General features: G+C 63.0%; 13 protein-coding genes and 1 tRNA gene. 12 read left to right on the top strand and 2 right to left on the bottom strand.

From position 1 onward, the window contains the following. Positions 1–52 precede the first annotated feature (52 nt). The gene (locus tag HGO92_RS07275) at positions 53–1,411 is read left to right on the top strand and encodes an ATP-binding protein (RefSeq protein WP_169993296.1); all 1,359 of its coding nucleotides are present in this window, start codon (positions 53–55) and stop codon (positions 1,409–1,411) included. Beyond that, on the top strand, positions 1,408–2,058 hold the full coding sequence (locus HGO92_RS07270; protein WP_169993294.1) for a LuxR C-terminal-related transcriptional regulator: 651 nt from the start codon (positions 1,408–1,410) through the stop codon (positions 2,056–2,058). Before HGO92_RS07275 ends, HGO92_RS07270 begins: the two co-directional genes overlap by 4 nt. 66 nt (positions 2,059–2,124) lie before the next feature. On the opposite strand, the gene HGO92_RS07265 is transcribed toward HGO92_RS07270, so the two are convergent. Further along, positions 2,125–3,333, bottom strand: a complete 1,209-nt coding sequence (locus HGO92_RS07265) for a pyridoxal phosphate-dependent aminotransferase (protein ID WP_169993292.1) — start codon at positions 3,331–3,333, stop codon at positions 2,125–2,127. 293 nt (positions 3,334–3,626) lie between these two features. Between HGO92_RS07265 and HGO92_RS07260 the strand changes: the two genes are divergently transcribed. The 5 genes from HGO92_RS07260 (at position 3,627) to rplA (ending at position 6,500) form a co-directional block, all read left to right on the top strand. Then, positions 3,627–3,699, top strand: a tRNA-Trp gene (locus tag HGO92_RS07260). Between the two features lie 114 nt (positions 3,700–3,813). Then, positions 3,814–4,083: a preprotein translocase subunit SecE gene (secE, locus tag HGO92_RS07255; protein WP_083339782.1), complete on the top strand. Its 270-nt coding sequence runs from the start codon at positions 3,814–3,816 to the stop codon at positions 4,081–4,083. A 107-nt stretch (positions 4,084–4,190) separates the two neighbouring features. Further along, positions 4,191–5,063 (top strand): transcription termination/antitermination protein NusG, encoded by an 873-nt coding sequence (nusG, locus tag HGO92_RS07250; RefSeq protein WP_346768885.1) that lies wholly within the window; start codon positions 4,191–4,193, stop codon positions 5,061–5,063. A 125-nt stretch (positions 5,064–5,188) separates the two neighbouring features. Beyond that, on the top strand, positions 5,189–5,620 hold the full coding sequence (rplK, locus tag HGO92_RS07245) for a 50S ribosomal protein L11 (RefSeq protein WP_169993291.1): 432 nt from the start codon (positions 5,189–5,191) through the stop codon (positions 5,618–5,620). 172 nt (positions 5,621–5,792) lie between these two features. Further along, positions 5,793–6,500, top strand: a complete 708-nt coding sequence (rplA, locus tag HGO92_RS07240; protein ID WP_169993289.1) for a 50S ribosomal protein L1 — start codon at positions 5,793–5,795, stop codon at positions 6,498–6,500. Between the two features lie 68 nt (positions 6,501–6,568). Here the strand turns inward: rplA and HGO92_RS07235 are convergent, their stop codons facing one another. Then, positions 6,569–7,084 carry a hypothetical protein gene (locus tag HGO92_RS07235; protein WP_169993287.1) on the bottom strand — a complete coding sequence of 172 codons (516 nt, stop codon included), beginning with the start codon at positions 7,082–7,084 and terminating at the stop codon, positions 6,569–6,571. 132 nt (positions 7,085–7,216) lie between these two features. Between HGO92_RS07235 and HGO92_RS07230 the strand changes: the two genes are divergently transcribed. The 5 genes from HGO92_RS07230 to narI all read left to right on the top strand — a co-directional run bounded on the left by HGO92_RS07230 (position 7,217) and on the right by narI (position 15,312). Then, positions 7,217–8,317 carry a GNAT family N-acetyltransferase gene (locus HGO92_RS07230; protein ID WP_169993286.1) on the top strand — a complete coding sequence of 367 codons (1,101 nt, stop codon included), beginning with the start codon at positions 7,217–7,219 and terminating at the stop codon, positions 8,315–8,317. Positions 8,318–8,433: 116 nt separating this feature from the next. After that, a complete protein-coding gene (locus tag HGO92_RS07225) occupies positions 8,434–12,153 on the top strand; it encodes a nitrate reductase subunit alpha (protein WP_169993284.1) in 3,720 nt (1,239 codons plus the stop codon). Further along, positions 12,153–13,943: a nitrate reductase subunit beta gene (gene narH / locus HGO92_RS07220; protein WP_169993282.1), complete on the top strand. Its 1,791-nt coding sequence runs from the start codon at positions 12,153–12,155 to the stop codon at positions 13,941–13,943. Before HGO92_RS07225 ends, narH begins: the two co-directional genes overlap by 1 nt. Then, positions 13,940–14,563 (top strand): nitrate reductase molybdenum cofactor assembly chaperone, encoded by a 624-nt coding sequence (gene narJ / locus HGO92_RS07215; RefSeq protein WP_169993281.1) that lies wholly within the window; start codon positions 13,940–13,942, stop codon positions 14,561–14,563. Before narH ends, narJ begins: the two co-directional genes overlap by 4 nt. Then, positions 14,560–15,312: a respiratory nitrate reductase subunit gamma gene (narI, locus tag HGO92_RS07210; protein WP_205834270.1), complete on the top strand. Its 753-nt coding sequence runs from the start codon at positions 14,560–14,562 to the stop codon at positions 15,310–15,312. Before narJ ends, narI begins: the two co-directional genes overlap by 4 nt. Positions 15,313–15,323: the final 11 nt, after the last annotated feature.

Here is a 15,323-nt window from a genome sequence, read left to right as displayed (position 1 = left end):
AGATCCGCGAGGATTGGTTCAGACCCGAGGCCGGGCGTGCTTGGATTGACCTATGTACGCTCCTCTTGTCCGTCCCGCCGACCGCATTATTGCGGGCGTCTGCTCCGGGCTGGCAGCCCATCTGGGGCTTTCGGTCAAGGTGATCAGGATTTCGATGGTCGTGCTCACCCTGGCCAGCGGCGCCGGGTTGTTGCTCTATGCCTGGCTATGGCTATTGGTTCCGACGGCGGACGAGGCGGCCCGGGCCGAAAACGCGGCCTTCAACCCGCGCAACATCGCCGGGAACTTCGCCCGCAATTTCGGCGGACCGAGGCCAGCGGGGATTCCAGCGCAGCCCGGGCCGCAACCGGGAACCGGCGCGCAGCCTCTACAGCGCCCGGCCGACGATCCGGCTGCCGCAGCCGCTGGTCCCACCGGCAGAACCCGCACCGCCGAACTGATGCAGCGCGGCGGCTGGGAAATCGCGGTCGGCGCAGCGCTCGTCCTGGCCGGTGGCGCCTTCATCGCCCAGTTGGCAGGCTTCAACGTACCGTGGGAAACCTGGCTGCCCATGCTCGCCATCGTCACCGGGGCCGTGCTGGCCTGGATGCAGCTGGATAACTCCAGGCGCAACGGCATCATGGACCGTGCCGGGGCCACCGGCGCGCAGGGTGTAGTACGGCTCATTGCAGGCCTCGTTTTCGTGGTGGCCGGCATTTTCATCCTGATCTCCGGCTCCATCAGCTGGGACGTGATGTGGCCGACGCTGCTGGCCACGCTGGCCGTCCTGGCCGGCGTTGGGCTGGTCCTGGCCCCGTGGGTCGTCAAGTACTGGACTGATCTCGAAGCCGAACGCTCCGGCAGGATCCGGGAGACGGAACGGGCCGAAATCGCGGCGCACCTGCACGATTCGGTGCTGCAGACGCTGGCCCTGATCCAGAACCGGGCCGCCTCGGAACAGGACGTCACGCGGCTCGCCCGAGCTCAGGAACGCGAACTGCGCGAATGGCTGTACCGGGACAAACGCAAGGAAGAAGGCAACCTGGTGGACCGGATCAAAGCCGTCGCAGCGGAAATCGAGGACGCGTACGGACACCCGATCGACGTGGTGGCGGTGGGCGATGCACCGATGACGGAACAGTACGAAGCCCTGATCCATGCCACCCGGGAGGCTGTGCAGAACGCGGCCAAGCACGCCGGCGGCAGCATCTCCGTCTACCTGGAGAAGACGCCGGGCAGCACGGACGTCTTCGTCCGCGACCGCGGGCCTGGATTCGAGCTTGCCGATGTGCCCGCCGACCGGCTGGGCGTCCGGGAATCATTGATCCGCCGGATGCAGCGCCACGGCGGCGAGGCACGTATCCGCAACACCGGAAACGGCACCGAAGTACATTTGGGCCTGAAGCATCCTGAGGAAGGAAACCACTCATGACCGACCCCATCCGCATCGTCGTGGTCGATGACCACGCCATCTTCAGGTCGGGACTGAAGGCGGACCTGGACTCCAGGATCGACGTCGTAGCGGAGGCAGCAACCGTGGAGGAAGCCATCGCCGTCATCCATGAGGCGAGGCCCGCCGTCGTTCTTCTTGATGTGCATCTGCCCGGCGGCCGCGGCGGCGGGGGCGCCGAAGTGGTTGCCGGCTGCGCGGATCTGCTGGCCACTACCCGGTTCCTGGCACTGAGTGTTTCGGACTCCGCCGAGGACGTTGTAACCGTTATCCGTGCCGGTGCGCGCGGCTATGTCACGAAGACCTTTTCCGGAGCGGAGATTTCGGATGCGGTGGTCCGGGTGGCCGGGGGAGATGCGGCCTTCTCCCCGAGGCTGGCCGGATTCGTGCTTGATGCCTTCGGCACTGCCGCTGTTGCTTCCGTGGACGACGAGCTGGACAAGCTCTCGGCCCGCGAGCTGGAGGTTATGCGGCTGATCGCCCGCGGTTACAGCTACAAGGAGGTGGCTAAGGAACTGTTCATCTCCATCAAGACCGTGGAAACCCATGTGTCGGCCGTGCTGCGCAAACTCCAGCTGTCCTCGCGCCATGAGTTGACCCGCTGGGCAGTGGACCGCCGGATTCTCTGAACGGAGTTAAATGACGGGTGCCGGCCTCCCCGAAGGAGACCGGCACCCGGTTAGGCGGCGCTTGTCTTACTTGGCGGTACCGAGGAAGTCCTGCAGCCGGCCGATGCCTGTGGCCAGGTCTTCGTCGCCGAGGGCGTAGGAGAGCCTCACGAAGCCGGACGGGCCGAAAGCTTCACCGGGAACGATGGCTACCTCCACCTTGTCCAGCACCAGCGAAGCCAGTTCGGCCGAGGTGGACGGGCGGACGCCGTCGATCTCTTTGCCCAGCAGCCCGCGGACATCCGCGTAGGCGTAGAAGGCACCCTTCGGCGTCGGGCATTCGATGCCTTCGATGGCGTTGAGGCCGTCGACCATGGCTTTGCGGCGGCGGTCGAACGCGACCTTCATCTCGTCGACGGCGGTCAGCGGCCCGGAGACGGCGGCCAGCGCTGCCATTTGCGAGACGTTCGCGACGTTGGAGGTGGCGTGGGACTGCATGTTGGTGGCGGCCTTAATGACATCCTTCGGGCCGATCATCCAGCCCACCCGCCAGCCGGTCATGGCATAGGTCTTGGCCACACCGTTGAGGATGACCACCTTGTCTCCGAGCTCCGGAGCTGCCGTGGCAATGGAAGTGAACGGCACGCCGTCGTACGTGAGGTGTTCGTAGATTTCGTCGGTAATGACCCACAAGCCCTTGGACGCGGCCCACCGGCCGATTTCCGCAACCTGCTCCGGCGAGTACACGGCACCGGTGGGGTTGGACGGCGAAACAAACAGCAGGACTTTGGTGTTCTCGGTCACCGCTGCTTCAAGCTGGTCGATGTTCACCAGGTAGCCCTGTTCGGGACCGGCGAAAATCTCCACCGGGACACCGCCGGCCAGCCGGATTGCTTCCGGGTAGGTGGTCCAGTACGGCGTCGGCACCAGAACCTCGTCGCCCGGATCCAGCAGGGTGGCGAAGGATTCGTAGACGGCCTGCTTGCCGCCATTGGTGACCAGCACCTGGGCAGGATCAATCCGGTAGCCCGAGTCCCGCATCGTCTTCTCGGCAATAGCCTGCTTCAGCTCCGGAAGCCCGCCGGCGGGGGAGTAGCGGTGGAACCGCGGCTCGCGGGCGGCCTTCACGGCGGCCTCGACAACGTAGTCCGGAGTGGGGAAGTCCGGCTCGCCCGCGCCGAAGCCGATAACCGGCCGGCCGGCCGCCTTCAGTGCCTTGGCTTTTGCGTCAACAGCCAGGGTGGCGGATTCGGCGATGGAGGCTATGCGCTGTGAGATGCGCGCGTTGGCAGGCATTGATTTCCCGTCTTTGAGGCGTCAGAACAAATGGTCCATGGCCCAGTTTAGGGGCTTGCCCCGCGGCCTGTCCTGCCTTCGAGCGGGAAATGCGTCCAGATGAATGCCCGCCGAGCGTTCGGTTTAATGACGACGCCGGAAATGTTGCATAATGGAGAGTCGCTTGGTGAAGGCGGCATGAGGGCTGGTTCGACGTGAGGGTTTCCCTGACGTAGACTTAGACCTCGGTGTTGAAAAACGCCATGATGGTTTGTGCCCGTATTTCGGACGCTGACGTCTTGGTTTCAACACATAGGGTAGTGGCGCAATTGGTAGCGCAGCGGTCTCCAAAACCGCAGGTTGCAGGTTCGAGTCCTGTCTGCCCTGCGCATAACCGTCTTGGACGGGAAGCAGCAGTTCAGCAATCCAAAGTATGAAGCTAGCGGCGTTGCCGGCCTCCGCCGGCGGGCCGTGTACCGGACTAGATGAGTGAGGCACAGGTTGACCGAAACGGCTGCCAACAGCTCCAAGGGACGCCCCTCAGGCAGGAAGTCCGACAAGCGCGGATTCTTCGGCAAGATCGTCCTTTTTGTCCGCCAGGTAATCGGTGAGCTGAAAAAGGTGGTCACACCTACCCGCAAGGAACTGCTGAATTACACCCTCGTGGTGATCGCGTTCGTGGTCATCATGATGCTGATCGTGACAGTTTTGGATCTGGCTTTCGGCCAGGGCTCGCTCTACATCTTCGGTGACGGAGCGCCCGAACGGTAGCGTCTTTGCTCAGGGTTCTGCCGTGTGCACCGGAGACGGCAACGCGCCGGGCCTGAGAGTCAGGCGCCATTGAATCAACAGAGCTGAAGAAGAAAGCAGGAAGCTAAGTGTCCGAGCAGGAACTCGAGTCGCAGACCACCGAGGAAACCGCTGATCTGGAAGCCGAGGATCAGGCTACTGAGACCGGTGCCGATCAGGCACCGGCTTCCGACGTTCCCGGGGAAGTTTCCGAGGAAACGGAACCGGCCGACGAAGCAACCGTTGAAACCGCACCGGCCGACGGTGACGAGCTGGCCGAAGCTGACGAGCCGGCCGACGCCGACGCAGCAGAAGACGAAGCTTCCGCCGAGGAGCCCGCCGCAGCCCCTGAAGAGGACCCGGTCGAGGCATTCCGGGCCAAGCTGCGCCGCCAGGAGGGTGACTGGTACGTCATCCACTCGTACGCCGGCTACGAAAACCGTGTGAAGGTCAATCTGGAGACCCGTATCCAGACCCTGAACATGGAGGACTACATCTTCGAGATCCAGGTCCCCATGGAAGAGGTCGTGGAAATTAAGAACACCACGCGCAAGATCGTCAACCGCGTGCGCATCCCCGGCTACGTGCTCGTGCGCATGGAACTGACTGACGCTTCGTGGGGCGCTGTCCGCCACACTCCCGGCGTGACAGGCTTTGTTGGCAACGCCCACAACCCGGTTCCGCTGAGCCTGAACGAAGTGTTCTCCATGCTGGAGCATACCGTCACCGCCGGCAAGACTGAGGGTGGCAAGCCCGGCAAGGCTGCACAGCCTTCGGCACCGATCACCGTGGACTTCGAGGTCGGCGAATCGGTTACGGTCAACGACGGTCCGTTCGAGACCCTTCCTGCGACGATCTCCGAGATCAAGCCGGAATCCCAGCAGCTGGTGGTGCTGGTGACCATCTTCGAGCGCGAGACCCCGGTTACGCTCTCGTTCAACCAGGTCACGAAGATCCAGTAGTAAAGACTTCGCGCAGCCCGGCCCGCTTTAGCCGGACCTGCGCGGGCGGCCGCCACGCCATGGCGGCCAAACCACCGTCGGCACGCTCCTGTGTCTGCGGTACGTAAATTAGAGAAGGACCCGATATGGCCCCGAAGAAAAAGGTCACCGGCCTCATCAAGCTGCAGATCCAGGCAGGCGCCGCCAACCCGGCACCGCCGATTGGTCCGGCACTTGGTCAGCACGGTGTCAACATCATGGAATTCTGCAAGGCGTACAACGCCGCAACGGAAGCCCAGCGCGGCAATGTGATCCCGGTTGAAATCACGGTTTACGAAGACCGTTCCTTCACCTTCATCACCAAGACCCCGCCGGCTGCAGAGCTGATCAAGAAGGCTGCTGGCGTGCAGAAGGGTTCCGCAACCCCGCACACCACCAAGGTAGCCAAGCTGACCAAGGCTCAGGTTGAAGAGATCGCCTCCACCAAGATGGATGACCTCAACGCCAACGACATCGCGGCTGCTGCCAAGATCATCGCCGGCACCGCCCGCTCCATGGGCATCACCGTCGAGGGCTAATTCCCCTAGGCATAACCGCTGAACGGCTGCAGGTTTTCCTGGGCTGTGAAGCAAACAAGACAAACTAAAGAACGACGGCGCCGAAACGTCACCTTTTGAAGGTGGCAACGCCGTCGTAGTGGCAGGGCCGGGCGCGGTCCGCAGACCACAACTGCACAAGGAGAAAAAGCAGATGGCAAAGCGCAGCAAAGCATATGAGGCAGCTGTAGCCAAGATCGAGGCGGACAAGCAGTACGCCCCGATCGAGGCAATCACCCTGGCGAAGGAAAGCAATCCTTCCAAGTTCGACGCCACCGTTGAGGTTGCACTGCGCCTCAGCGTCGACCCCCGTAAGGCTGACCAGATGGTCCGCGGTACGGTCAACCTGCCGCACGGCACCGGTAAGACCGCCCGCGTCCTGGTTTTCGCCACCGGTGACAAGGCTGAAGCCGCAATCGCGGCTGGCGCCGACTTCGTTGGCTCCGATGACCTGATCGAAAAGATCCAGGGCGGCTGGACCGACTTTGACGCCGCCGTGGCAACCCCGGACCTGATGGGCAAGGTTGGACGCCTCGGTAAGGTTCTTGGCCCGCGTAACCTGATGCCGAACCCGAAGACCGGCACCGTGACCCCGGACGTGGCCAAGGCTGTCAACGACATCAAGGGCGGCAAGATCGACTTCCGCGTCGACAAGCACGCCAACCTTCACTTCATCATCGGCAAGGTGTCCTTCGACACCAACAAGCTGGTGGAGAACTACGCAGCCGCACTGGAAGAGGTGCTTCGCCTGAAGCCGTCCGCTTCCAAGGGCCGCTACATCTCGAAGGCCACCGTGGCGACCACCTTCGGCCCGGGCATCTCAATGGACCCGAACGTCACCAAGGTTTCCATCGAAGCCTAAGGAAGTAATCCTTTTCGGATCTTCCGCAACAGAACGGCCCAGCATCGCGCTGCGGCCGTTCTGTTCTTTTAAGCGGCGTTGACCCGGCCGCGGTTGCCCGCATGCGGTAGGGATTTAGGCGCCAGCAAGCGGACAAAGACGAGCCCCGTTGCCTGGGCCTGGACATAGATGTCCACGACGTCCACGGCCCAGTCCTGTGCGCTCCATTCGGACGGCCGGGAGAAACCCGATAGCGATCCGCCCAGCAACCCACCCCCGTACACCACGGCGAAGACGGTATTGATGGCCTTCTGGCCGCGCAGCCCCAGTGCTGCGGCGGTGCCGTAAGCTGCGCCCCACATGGCCCCGATGGCGAAATGTGCACTGTTGTTCAGCAGCTTGCGTCCGCGGATGGACTCGACTTTCACCGGCAGGAACTTCTCTGCGAGTTCCGCCGGTGCATAACTGTCCGGGCGACCGGTGAGCGGCATCTCGACCAGTTTCTGGAACGCTGTCATCACCGCGGTCCCCGCCATTCCTGCCAGCATGCCGCGGCCGATGAATGCGACCGCTCGTTTTCCGGCGTGTCCGCTCAAGAGTTCCATAGTGCATGGTAAAGCCGTTGAGGGTCACCAGGGAAAGGCTTTCAGGAAATCGAACATGCCGGTCCGCTGGCATCGAATTAGGCGAGCGGGTAATCTGATTGGGGAAGATCAATCACTTGAGCGAGGGACGCCATGTCGACGACGTCGATCACCATACATCCCATCCGCATCCCCGGCTCGTTGGAGTCTCGGGATGCTGAGGATTTCGTTGCCTCCTCCGAGCTGGCGAACTTGGTGACCGGCCTGCTGTGGGGCAATAACGACCTTTGGGTCAGTCCTGCCGTGCGGCTGGAGGGCGCCCGTCCCAACGATTACGAGCAGTCGTTGCTGTGGGCGGCCAAGGACGGGGACAGGCACGTTGGCCGTGCCGTCCTGGAAATGACGAAGCAGGACAACTTGCACAACGCCTACGTCCACGTCATGATCCATCCAGGCTTCCGCAGGCAGGGGATCGCACGTGAGCTGCTGAGGACTGCTGAAGCCTCGGCCCAAGACCACGGCAGAAGGGTGCTGCAGTCATATAGCGAGCACCCGGCGGACTTTGATCCGGACGGGGCGGACGTCCTGCGGCCGAGGACGGGTACAGGCTCGCTGCCGGGCAATTCGGCGGCCGTCCGCTTCGCCCAGTCCCATGGATATGAGTTGGAGCAGGTGGAGCGCTTCAGCGTACTTGGGCTGCCGGCGGACGCCGCCAAGGTTGCGTCTCTGGAGGCGCAGGCGGCTGCGAAGGCGGCGGGGTACCGGCTGCTGGTCTGGGAAGACACTTGCCCGGAGGAATTCGTCGACCAATATGCCTTGCTGCGGCAGAGAATGAGCACGGACGTGCCGTTGGGTGAGATCGATTATGAGGAGGAGGCCTGGGACCGCGCGAGGGTCCGCCAAGGCGAAGAGGAACTTCGGCGGAAAGGTGGTCGTACCCTCGTCGTCGCAGCCCTGCATCTGCACAGCGGGGAACTTGCCGGACATACTTTTCTGGACTGCTACCCGGAGAAGCCGGACGTCGTTTACCAGGAGGACACTTTGGTCCTGCGCACCCACCGCGGCCACAGTCTGGGAATGCTCATGAAGGCGCATAATCTGTTGCAGGTCGGCAGGCTCTGGCCTGAAGGGCAGCGGTTGCTGACCTGGAATGCGGCCGAGAACGAGCACATGCTCGCCATCAACGATGCCCTTGGTTTTGTCCCCGCCGGGTATGAGGCGGCGTGGCAGAAAAGGCTGGGCGCACGCGCCTAACCGGGGGCAACGCCAAGGCTGCGCTGGTAGCTCCCAGGCGCCGGCGTCACCCTTCGTTATTTTTCCGTTCTCCAGAAGCTATGGCTTTAGTCAAATTCGTTTCGTAGGGTGAAGCCATGGCAGCCGGACCGATCAAACCTGGAACCGATGGCAGCGCTTCCGACGCGATGTTGGCAGTGGGGCGGTTTTTTACCCGCTGGGAACAAAGCGACGACGGACGCGCGGTGTACCGAGAAGGCGGGCGGAAGGGTGATGTTTTCTACCGCGACCGCTGGAGCCACGACAAGGTGGTCCGCTCCACCCACGGGGTGAACTGCACAGGCTCGTGCTCCTGGAAGGTGTATGTCAAGGACGGCATCATCACCTGGGAATCGCAGCAAACGGACTACCCGTCCGTGGGCAATGACCGCCCGGAATACGAGCCGCGAGGTTGTCCCCGCGGCGCGGCCTTCTCCTGGTACACCTACTCGCCCACCCGCGTGCGCTACCCGTATGCCCGCGGTGTGCTGCTGGAGCTCTACCGCGAGGCGAAGTCGCGCCTGAAGGACCCGGTTCTCGCCTGGGGCGACGTTGTCGGGGATCCAGTGCGCCGGAAGAAGTACCAGCAGGCCCGCGGCAAGGGCGGCCTGGTCCGGGTGTCGTGGCAGGAATCCATCGAGATGGCCGCAGCCGCGCATGTCCACACCATCAAGACGTACGGACCGGACCGGTGCGCAGGTTTTTCGCCCATCCCGGCCATGTCCATGGTCAGCCACGCGGTGGGTACGCGGTTCATCCAGCTGATCGGCGGGGTGATGACCTCGTTCTACGACTGGTACGCGGATCTCCCCGTGGCCAGCCCGCAGGTCTTCGGTGACCAGACGGACGTGCCGGAATCCGGCGACTGGTGGGATTCGACGTACCTGATGATGTGGGGTTCGAATGTCCCGGTCACCCGGACGCCGGATGCACACTGGATGGCGGAGGTCCGCTACCGGGGCACCAAGGTGGTCACGGTCAGCCCGGACTATGCGGACAACACCAAGTTCGCGGACGACTGGCTGCCGGCCCAGGCCGGGACGGACGCAGCACTCGCCATGGCAATGGGGCACGTGATACTCAAGGAATTTTTCGTTGAGCGTCACGTGCCTTTTTTCACGGATTACGTCAAGCAGTACACGGACCTGCCGTTCCTGATCACGCTCACGCCCTCGCCGGACGGCTCGTCGCTGGTCCCGGGCAAATTCCTGACCTCGGCCGATCTGCCGGACCTGGCGGGGAGCGAGGACGCCGAATGGAAGACGGTGCTGCTGGACGAGGTCACGGATAAACCGGTCGTCCCCAACGGATCGATGGGCTTCCGCTACAGCGAGTCCGGCAAGGGCAAATGGAATCTGGAACTCGGGGATGTCAAACCCCGTCTGAGCATGTACGAGTCCGGCGGCGAGAATGTCGAGGTCCAACTGCCGTGCTTCGAAGCGCCGGACGGCTCCGGTTCCGTTCTGCGCCGAGGCGTGCCAGTGCGCCGCATCGGCGACAAACTGGTCACCACCGTCTTCGATCTGATGCTGGCCCAGTACGGCGTCGGCCGCGACGGCCTGCCGGGCGAATGGGCAGGAGAGTACGACGACGGCGCCACGCCTTACACTCCGGCGTGGCAGGAAGCGATTACTTCCGTACCGGCCAAGATGTGCATCAAGATCGCGCGGGAGTTCGCCCGGAACGCTGAGCAGTCCGGCGGCCGATCCATGATCATCATGGGTGCCGGAATCTGCCAGTGGTTCCACGGGGATGCGACCTACCGGTCCATCCTGTCACTGCTCCTGCTCACCGGTTCGATGGGCCGCAACGGCGGCGGCTGGGCCCATTACGTCGGGCAGGAAAAGACCCGCCCGATTACCGGCTGGGTATCTTTGGCCAATGCACTGGACTGGTCGCGCCCGCCGCGGACGATGACAGGGACCTCGTACTGGTACATGCACACCGGCCAATGGCGCAATGACGGCTACTCGGCGGACTCGTTGAATTCGCCACTGGCGGAGGGCCACCTCAAGGGCATGCACACCGCGGACACCATCTCTAAGTCTGCGCGGCTGGGCTGGATGCCGTTCTATCCCCAGTTCGACAAGAACCCGCTGGACCTGGCAACCGAAGCGGAGCAGGCGGTAGAGGACGGACAGGCCGCCAATGCCGCGGCTTACGTGGCCAACCAGTTGCAAGAGGGGACACTCAGCCCTGCCGTCGAAGACGTGGACGCACCGCAGAACTGGCCGCGGACGCTGATGCTGTGGCGCTCAAACCTGATGGGCTCGTCGGCGAAGGGCAACGAGTACTTCCTGAAGAACCTGCTGGGCACGCACCACAATGTGATGGGCAACGCCGCCGAAGCTTCGATGACACGCCCCGAGGAAGTCAAATGGCACGAGGAAACTCCCGAGGGCAAGCTGGACCTGCTGGTCTCGGCCGACTTCAGGATGACGTCGACCACGCTGCTCTCCGACATCGTGTTCCCCGCCGCCACTTGGTACGAGAAGCACGATCTGTCCTCCACGGACATGCACCCGTTTGTCCACGCTTTCACCCCTGCCATCGATCCACCGTGGGAGGCCAAATCCGATTTTGAAATGTTCCACCAGCTGGCAGAAGAATTCTCGCGTCAGGCGAAGACGCACCTCGGAGTGCGTAAGGATTTGGTCAGCGTACCGTTGCAGCATGACACCGTGGGACAGATAGCCCAGCCCGGGGGAGTGGTCCGGGACTGGCGGGATGGGACCACCCCTGCCGTGCCAGGCAAAACCATGCCCGTCTTTAGCGTCGTCGAACGCGACTACACGGCCATCGCGGACAAGATGGCCGCGGTCGGCCCGCTGGCGGACAAGCTGGGCTTTACCGTCAAGAACATCAACTACAAGCTGGACCATGCGCTGGACTGGCTCGCCAAGAAGAACGGGGTGATGCTCGGCGGTTCGGCGGACGGGCGGCCGGCCATCGAGACCGATTCCAAGCTCGCGGAAGCCATTCTGACGTTCTCCGGCACCACCAACGGCGAACTGGCAGTCCACGGGTTCCGGGAACTGGAGAAACAGACGGGCCGTGATCTGGTCGACCTGGCCCTGGGATCGGAAGAGAAACACATTACCTTTGCGGACACACAATCCGCGCCGGTGCCGGTGATTACCTCGCCGGAATGGTCCGGTTCCGAAACCGGCGGCCGCCGCTACGCGCCGTTCACCACGAACATCGAACGGCTCAAGCCCTTCCACACACTCACCGGCAGGATGCACTTCTTCCTGGACCACGATTGGATGCGGGATCTCGGCGAGGCACTGCCGATCTACCGGCCGCCGCTGGACATGCACCGCCTGTTCGGCGAACCCCGCCTCGGGCAGGACGGGTCGGCCGAGATCACGGTCAGGTACCTGACCCCGCACAACAAATGGTCCATCCACTCGGAATACCAGGACAACCTGTTCATGCTCTCGCTGTCCCGCGGCGGGCCAACCTGCTGGATCAGCAAGGAAGACGCCGCGGCCATCAATGTCACGGACAACGACTGGGTCGAGTGCGTCAACGCCAACGGCGTCTATGTCTGCCGGGCCATCGTCAGCCACCGGATGCCCGCGGGCGTGGTGTTCGTGCACCACGCCCAGGAACGGACTATCGATGTGCCGAAGTCGGAGGCCACGGGCCGCCGCGGCGGTATCCACAACTCCAATACGCGGCTGCTGGTCAAGCCTTCGCATCTCATCGGGGGGTATGGCCAGCTGGCTTATGCCTTCAACTACCTTGGCCCCACCGGAAACCAGCGGGACATGGTCACGACAATCCGCAAGCGCTCGCAGGAGGTCAGGTACTGATGAAAGTCATGGCTCAAGTAGGCATGGTGATGAACCTCGACAAATGCATCGGTTGCCACACCTGCTCGGTGACCTGCAAACAGGCTTGGACCAACCGCGCCGGCACCGAGTACGTCTGGTTCAACAATGTTGAGACCCGGCCGGGGCAGGGCTATCCGCGCCGCTACGAGGACCAGGAGAAATGGCGGGGCGGCTGGGAGCTGAACCGGCGGGGCCGCCTCAAGCTCAAGGGCGGCGGCCGGCTCAAGAAGCTCTTCGGCATCTTCGCCAGCCCCGTCCAGCCGGAGCTGGACGATTACTACGAGCCCTGGACCTACGACTACGAAACGCTGACGGATGCCCCGCTCGGGGACGACTTTCCGGTGGCCAGACCCAAGTCGCTCATCACCGGCAACGACATGAAGATCGAGTGGTCTGCGAACTGGGATGACAACTTGGGCGGCACCTCGCAGCTGGGCCATCTGGACCCCATTGTCGAGAAGATCCGCAAGGAGTCCGAGGAAAAGATCAAGTTCGAGTTCGAGCAGACGTTCATGTTCTATCTGCCCCGGATCTGCGAACACTGCCTTAACCCGTCCTGCATGGCTTCCTGCCCATCCGGAGCCATCTATAAGCGAGAAGAAGACGGCATCGTCCTGGTGGATCAGGACCGTTGCCGCGGCTGGCGGCAGTGCATCACGGGCTGCCCGTACAAAAAGATGTATTTCAACCACAAGACCGGCAAAGCCGAAAAGTGTACGTTCTGCTACCCGCGCATCGAGGTGGGCATCCCGACGGTCTGTTCCGAAACCTGCGTGGGCCGCCTGCGCTACATCGGCATCTTCCTCTACGACGCGGACCGGGTTACCGAGGCCGCTTCGATCGAAGATGAGAAGGAGCTCTATCAGGCCCAGCTGGACCTCATGCTGGACCCCGATGATCCGGAAGTGATCGCCGGAGCGCGCGCCGAGGGCATCCCGGAAGACTGGATGGACGCCGCGCGGCGCTCGCCGGTCTACAAGATGGCCAAGGTTTACAAGGTCGCACTGCCGCTCCATCCGGAGTACCGCACCATGCCGATGGTTTGGTACGTGCCGCCGCTGTCCCCGGTCGTCGATCTGCTCAGCGAGCAGGGCCACGACGCCGAGGACGCGGGGAACCTGTTCGGGGCCATCGAATCGCTGCGCATCCCGGTTGAATATCTGGCGGAGCTCTTCACCGCCGGGGACACCGAGATTGTCACCGGTGTACTCCGCAAGCTTGCCGCCATGCGTTCCTTCATGCGCGGGATCAGCCTGGGCAATGATCCGGATGATTCAATACCGGAAGCCGTGGGCATGGAACCGGAGGCTATGTACGAGATGTACAGGCTGATGGCGATTGCCAAATACAACGAACGCTACGTCATCCCCAAGGCCCACGTTGAACAGGCGCACAATCTCGAAGAGATGGGCTGCTCCCTGGATTTCGACGACGGACCGGGCATGTATCCCTCCGATCCCTTCGGTGAAGCCAGCGGCAAGCCCACACCTGTAGCAGTGGAGAACTTCTACGCACTGAAACAACGGCAGACCACCGATGGCCAGACGGAACCAGGGGAGTTGCGGGGAAGGGTCAACCTGCTTAACTGGGACGGCCGGGGCGTCCCGCGGGGGCTGTTCCCAAAAACCGAGGACAATCCGCAAATGTCACCTGACTCTCCTGCCCATGGCGGTGGTGCAGCAGGTCCGGGGCCGGACTATGGAGGGCCCAGTTCCCAAGCCGGACCGAGCGGAAACCCGCTGGAGAGCCAACCACCCCGGGAGCCATGATGCAGCGGCAACGAGTAACCTACCTGGCAGCATCCTGGTGCCTGGGGTACCCGGATGAGGAATTGCTGGAACGGATGCCTCTCATCCGGTCCGCGCTGGCTGAGTTCAATGGGCTTGACGGCTCGTTCGACGACGTCCTGAACGCGCTTACCGCCAAACCGCTCGCCGAAGTGCAGGCCTGGTACGTCCAGGAGTTTGACCTCAGCAAGAGGCACGCCCTGCACCTTTCCTACTGGACCGACGGCGATACGCGCCGCCGCGGTGAGGTCCTGATTGGCTTCAAGCAGGTCTACCGGGACAGCGGAATGCTGGTCAATACACACGGCGAACTGCCCGACTACCTGCCGATGGTCCTGGAATTCGCGGCAACGGTGGACATGGCAGCCGGGCGGGAACTGCTGATCCAGTACCGGCCGAGTCTCGAAATGCTGCGCCTGGCGCTGGTCGACGACAACCTCCCGTACGCACAGGTCCTGCAAGCTATCTGCGATACCCTGCCGGGCGCCTCGCCGACTGACCGGCAGGAAGTGATGAAGATGGCTGGCTACGGCCCGCCCACTGAAAGTGTGGGTCTGGAACCGTATGATCCCCGTTTGCTTCCGATGCAGGGAGGGCAATGATGGATATTCTGCTCTGGGGCGTGCTGCCCTATGTCATGGTCGCCATCTTGGTCGGCGGCAGTATCTGGCGCTACAAATATGACCAGTTCGGCTGGACCACGCGCTCCTCGCAGCTCTACGAGTCGAAGCTGTTGCGCATCGGCTCGCCGATTTTCCATTTCGGTATCTTGGCGGTCATCGCCGGGCACTTCTTCGGCCTGGTCATTCCGAAGTCCTGGACCGAAGCGATCGGCATGAGCCAGGACTTCTACCACTTCAATGCCCTGTTTGTCGGCGGCATCGCTGGCATCGGCACATTGGGCGGCATCATCCTTCTGATCATCCGCCGCCGCACTACGGGCCCTGTCTTCATGGCCACCACGAAGAACGACAAGCTCATGTATGTGGTGCTGGTAGCGGCGATAGTGTTCGGGCTGTGGACAACGCTGGCCAGCGTCTTCCTAGGCGACCACGGCCACAACTACCGCGAAACCGTCTCGCCGTGGTTCCGGTCCCTGTTCATCTTCCAGCCTGACATCGCGTCCATGGCCGCCGCTCCGTTCTCCTTCCACCTCCACACCCTGGTGGGCATGCTGCTGTTCTGCATCTGGCCGTTCACCCGGTTGGTGCACGCCTTCACAGCGCCCCTGCACTACCTGTTCCGGCCCTACATCGTCTACCGCAGCCGCGATGTCGGCCCCGCCCCCGGAAGCCGGGCACGGCAGCCGGGCTGGCAGCCGGTAGGCACCCGGGACCGCGACCGGAAGTAGAAAGGATCTCC

This window comes from Crystallibacter degradans (genome assembly GCF_012952295.1).
GTDB lineage: Bacteria > Actinomycetota > Actinomycetes > Actinomycetales > Micrococcaceae > Crystallibacter > Crystallibacter degradans.
The sequence above is the reverse complement of the archived record's forward strand: the minus strand, read 5'-3'. Positions and strand labels throughout refer to the sequence as shown.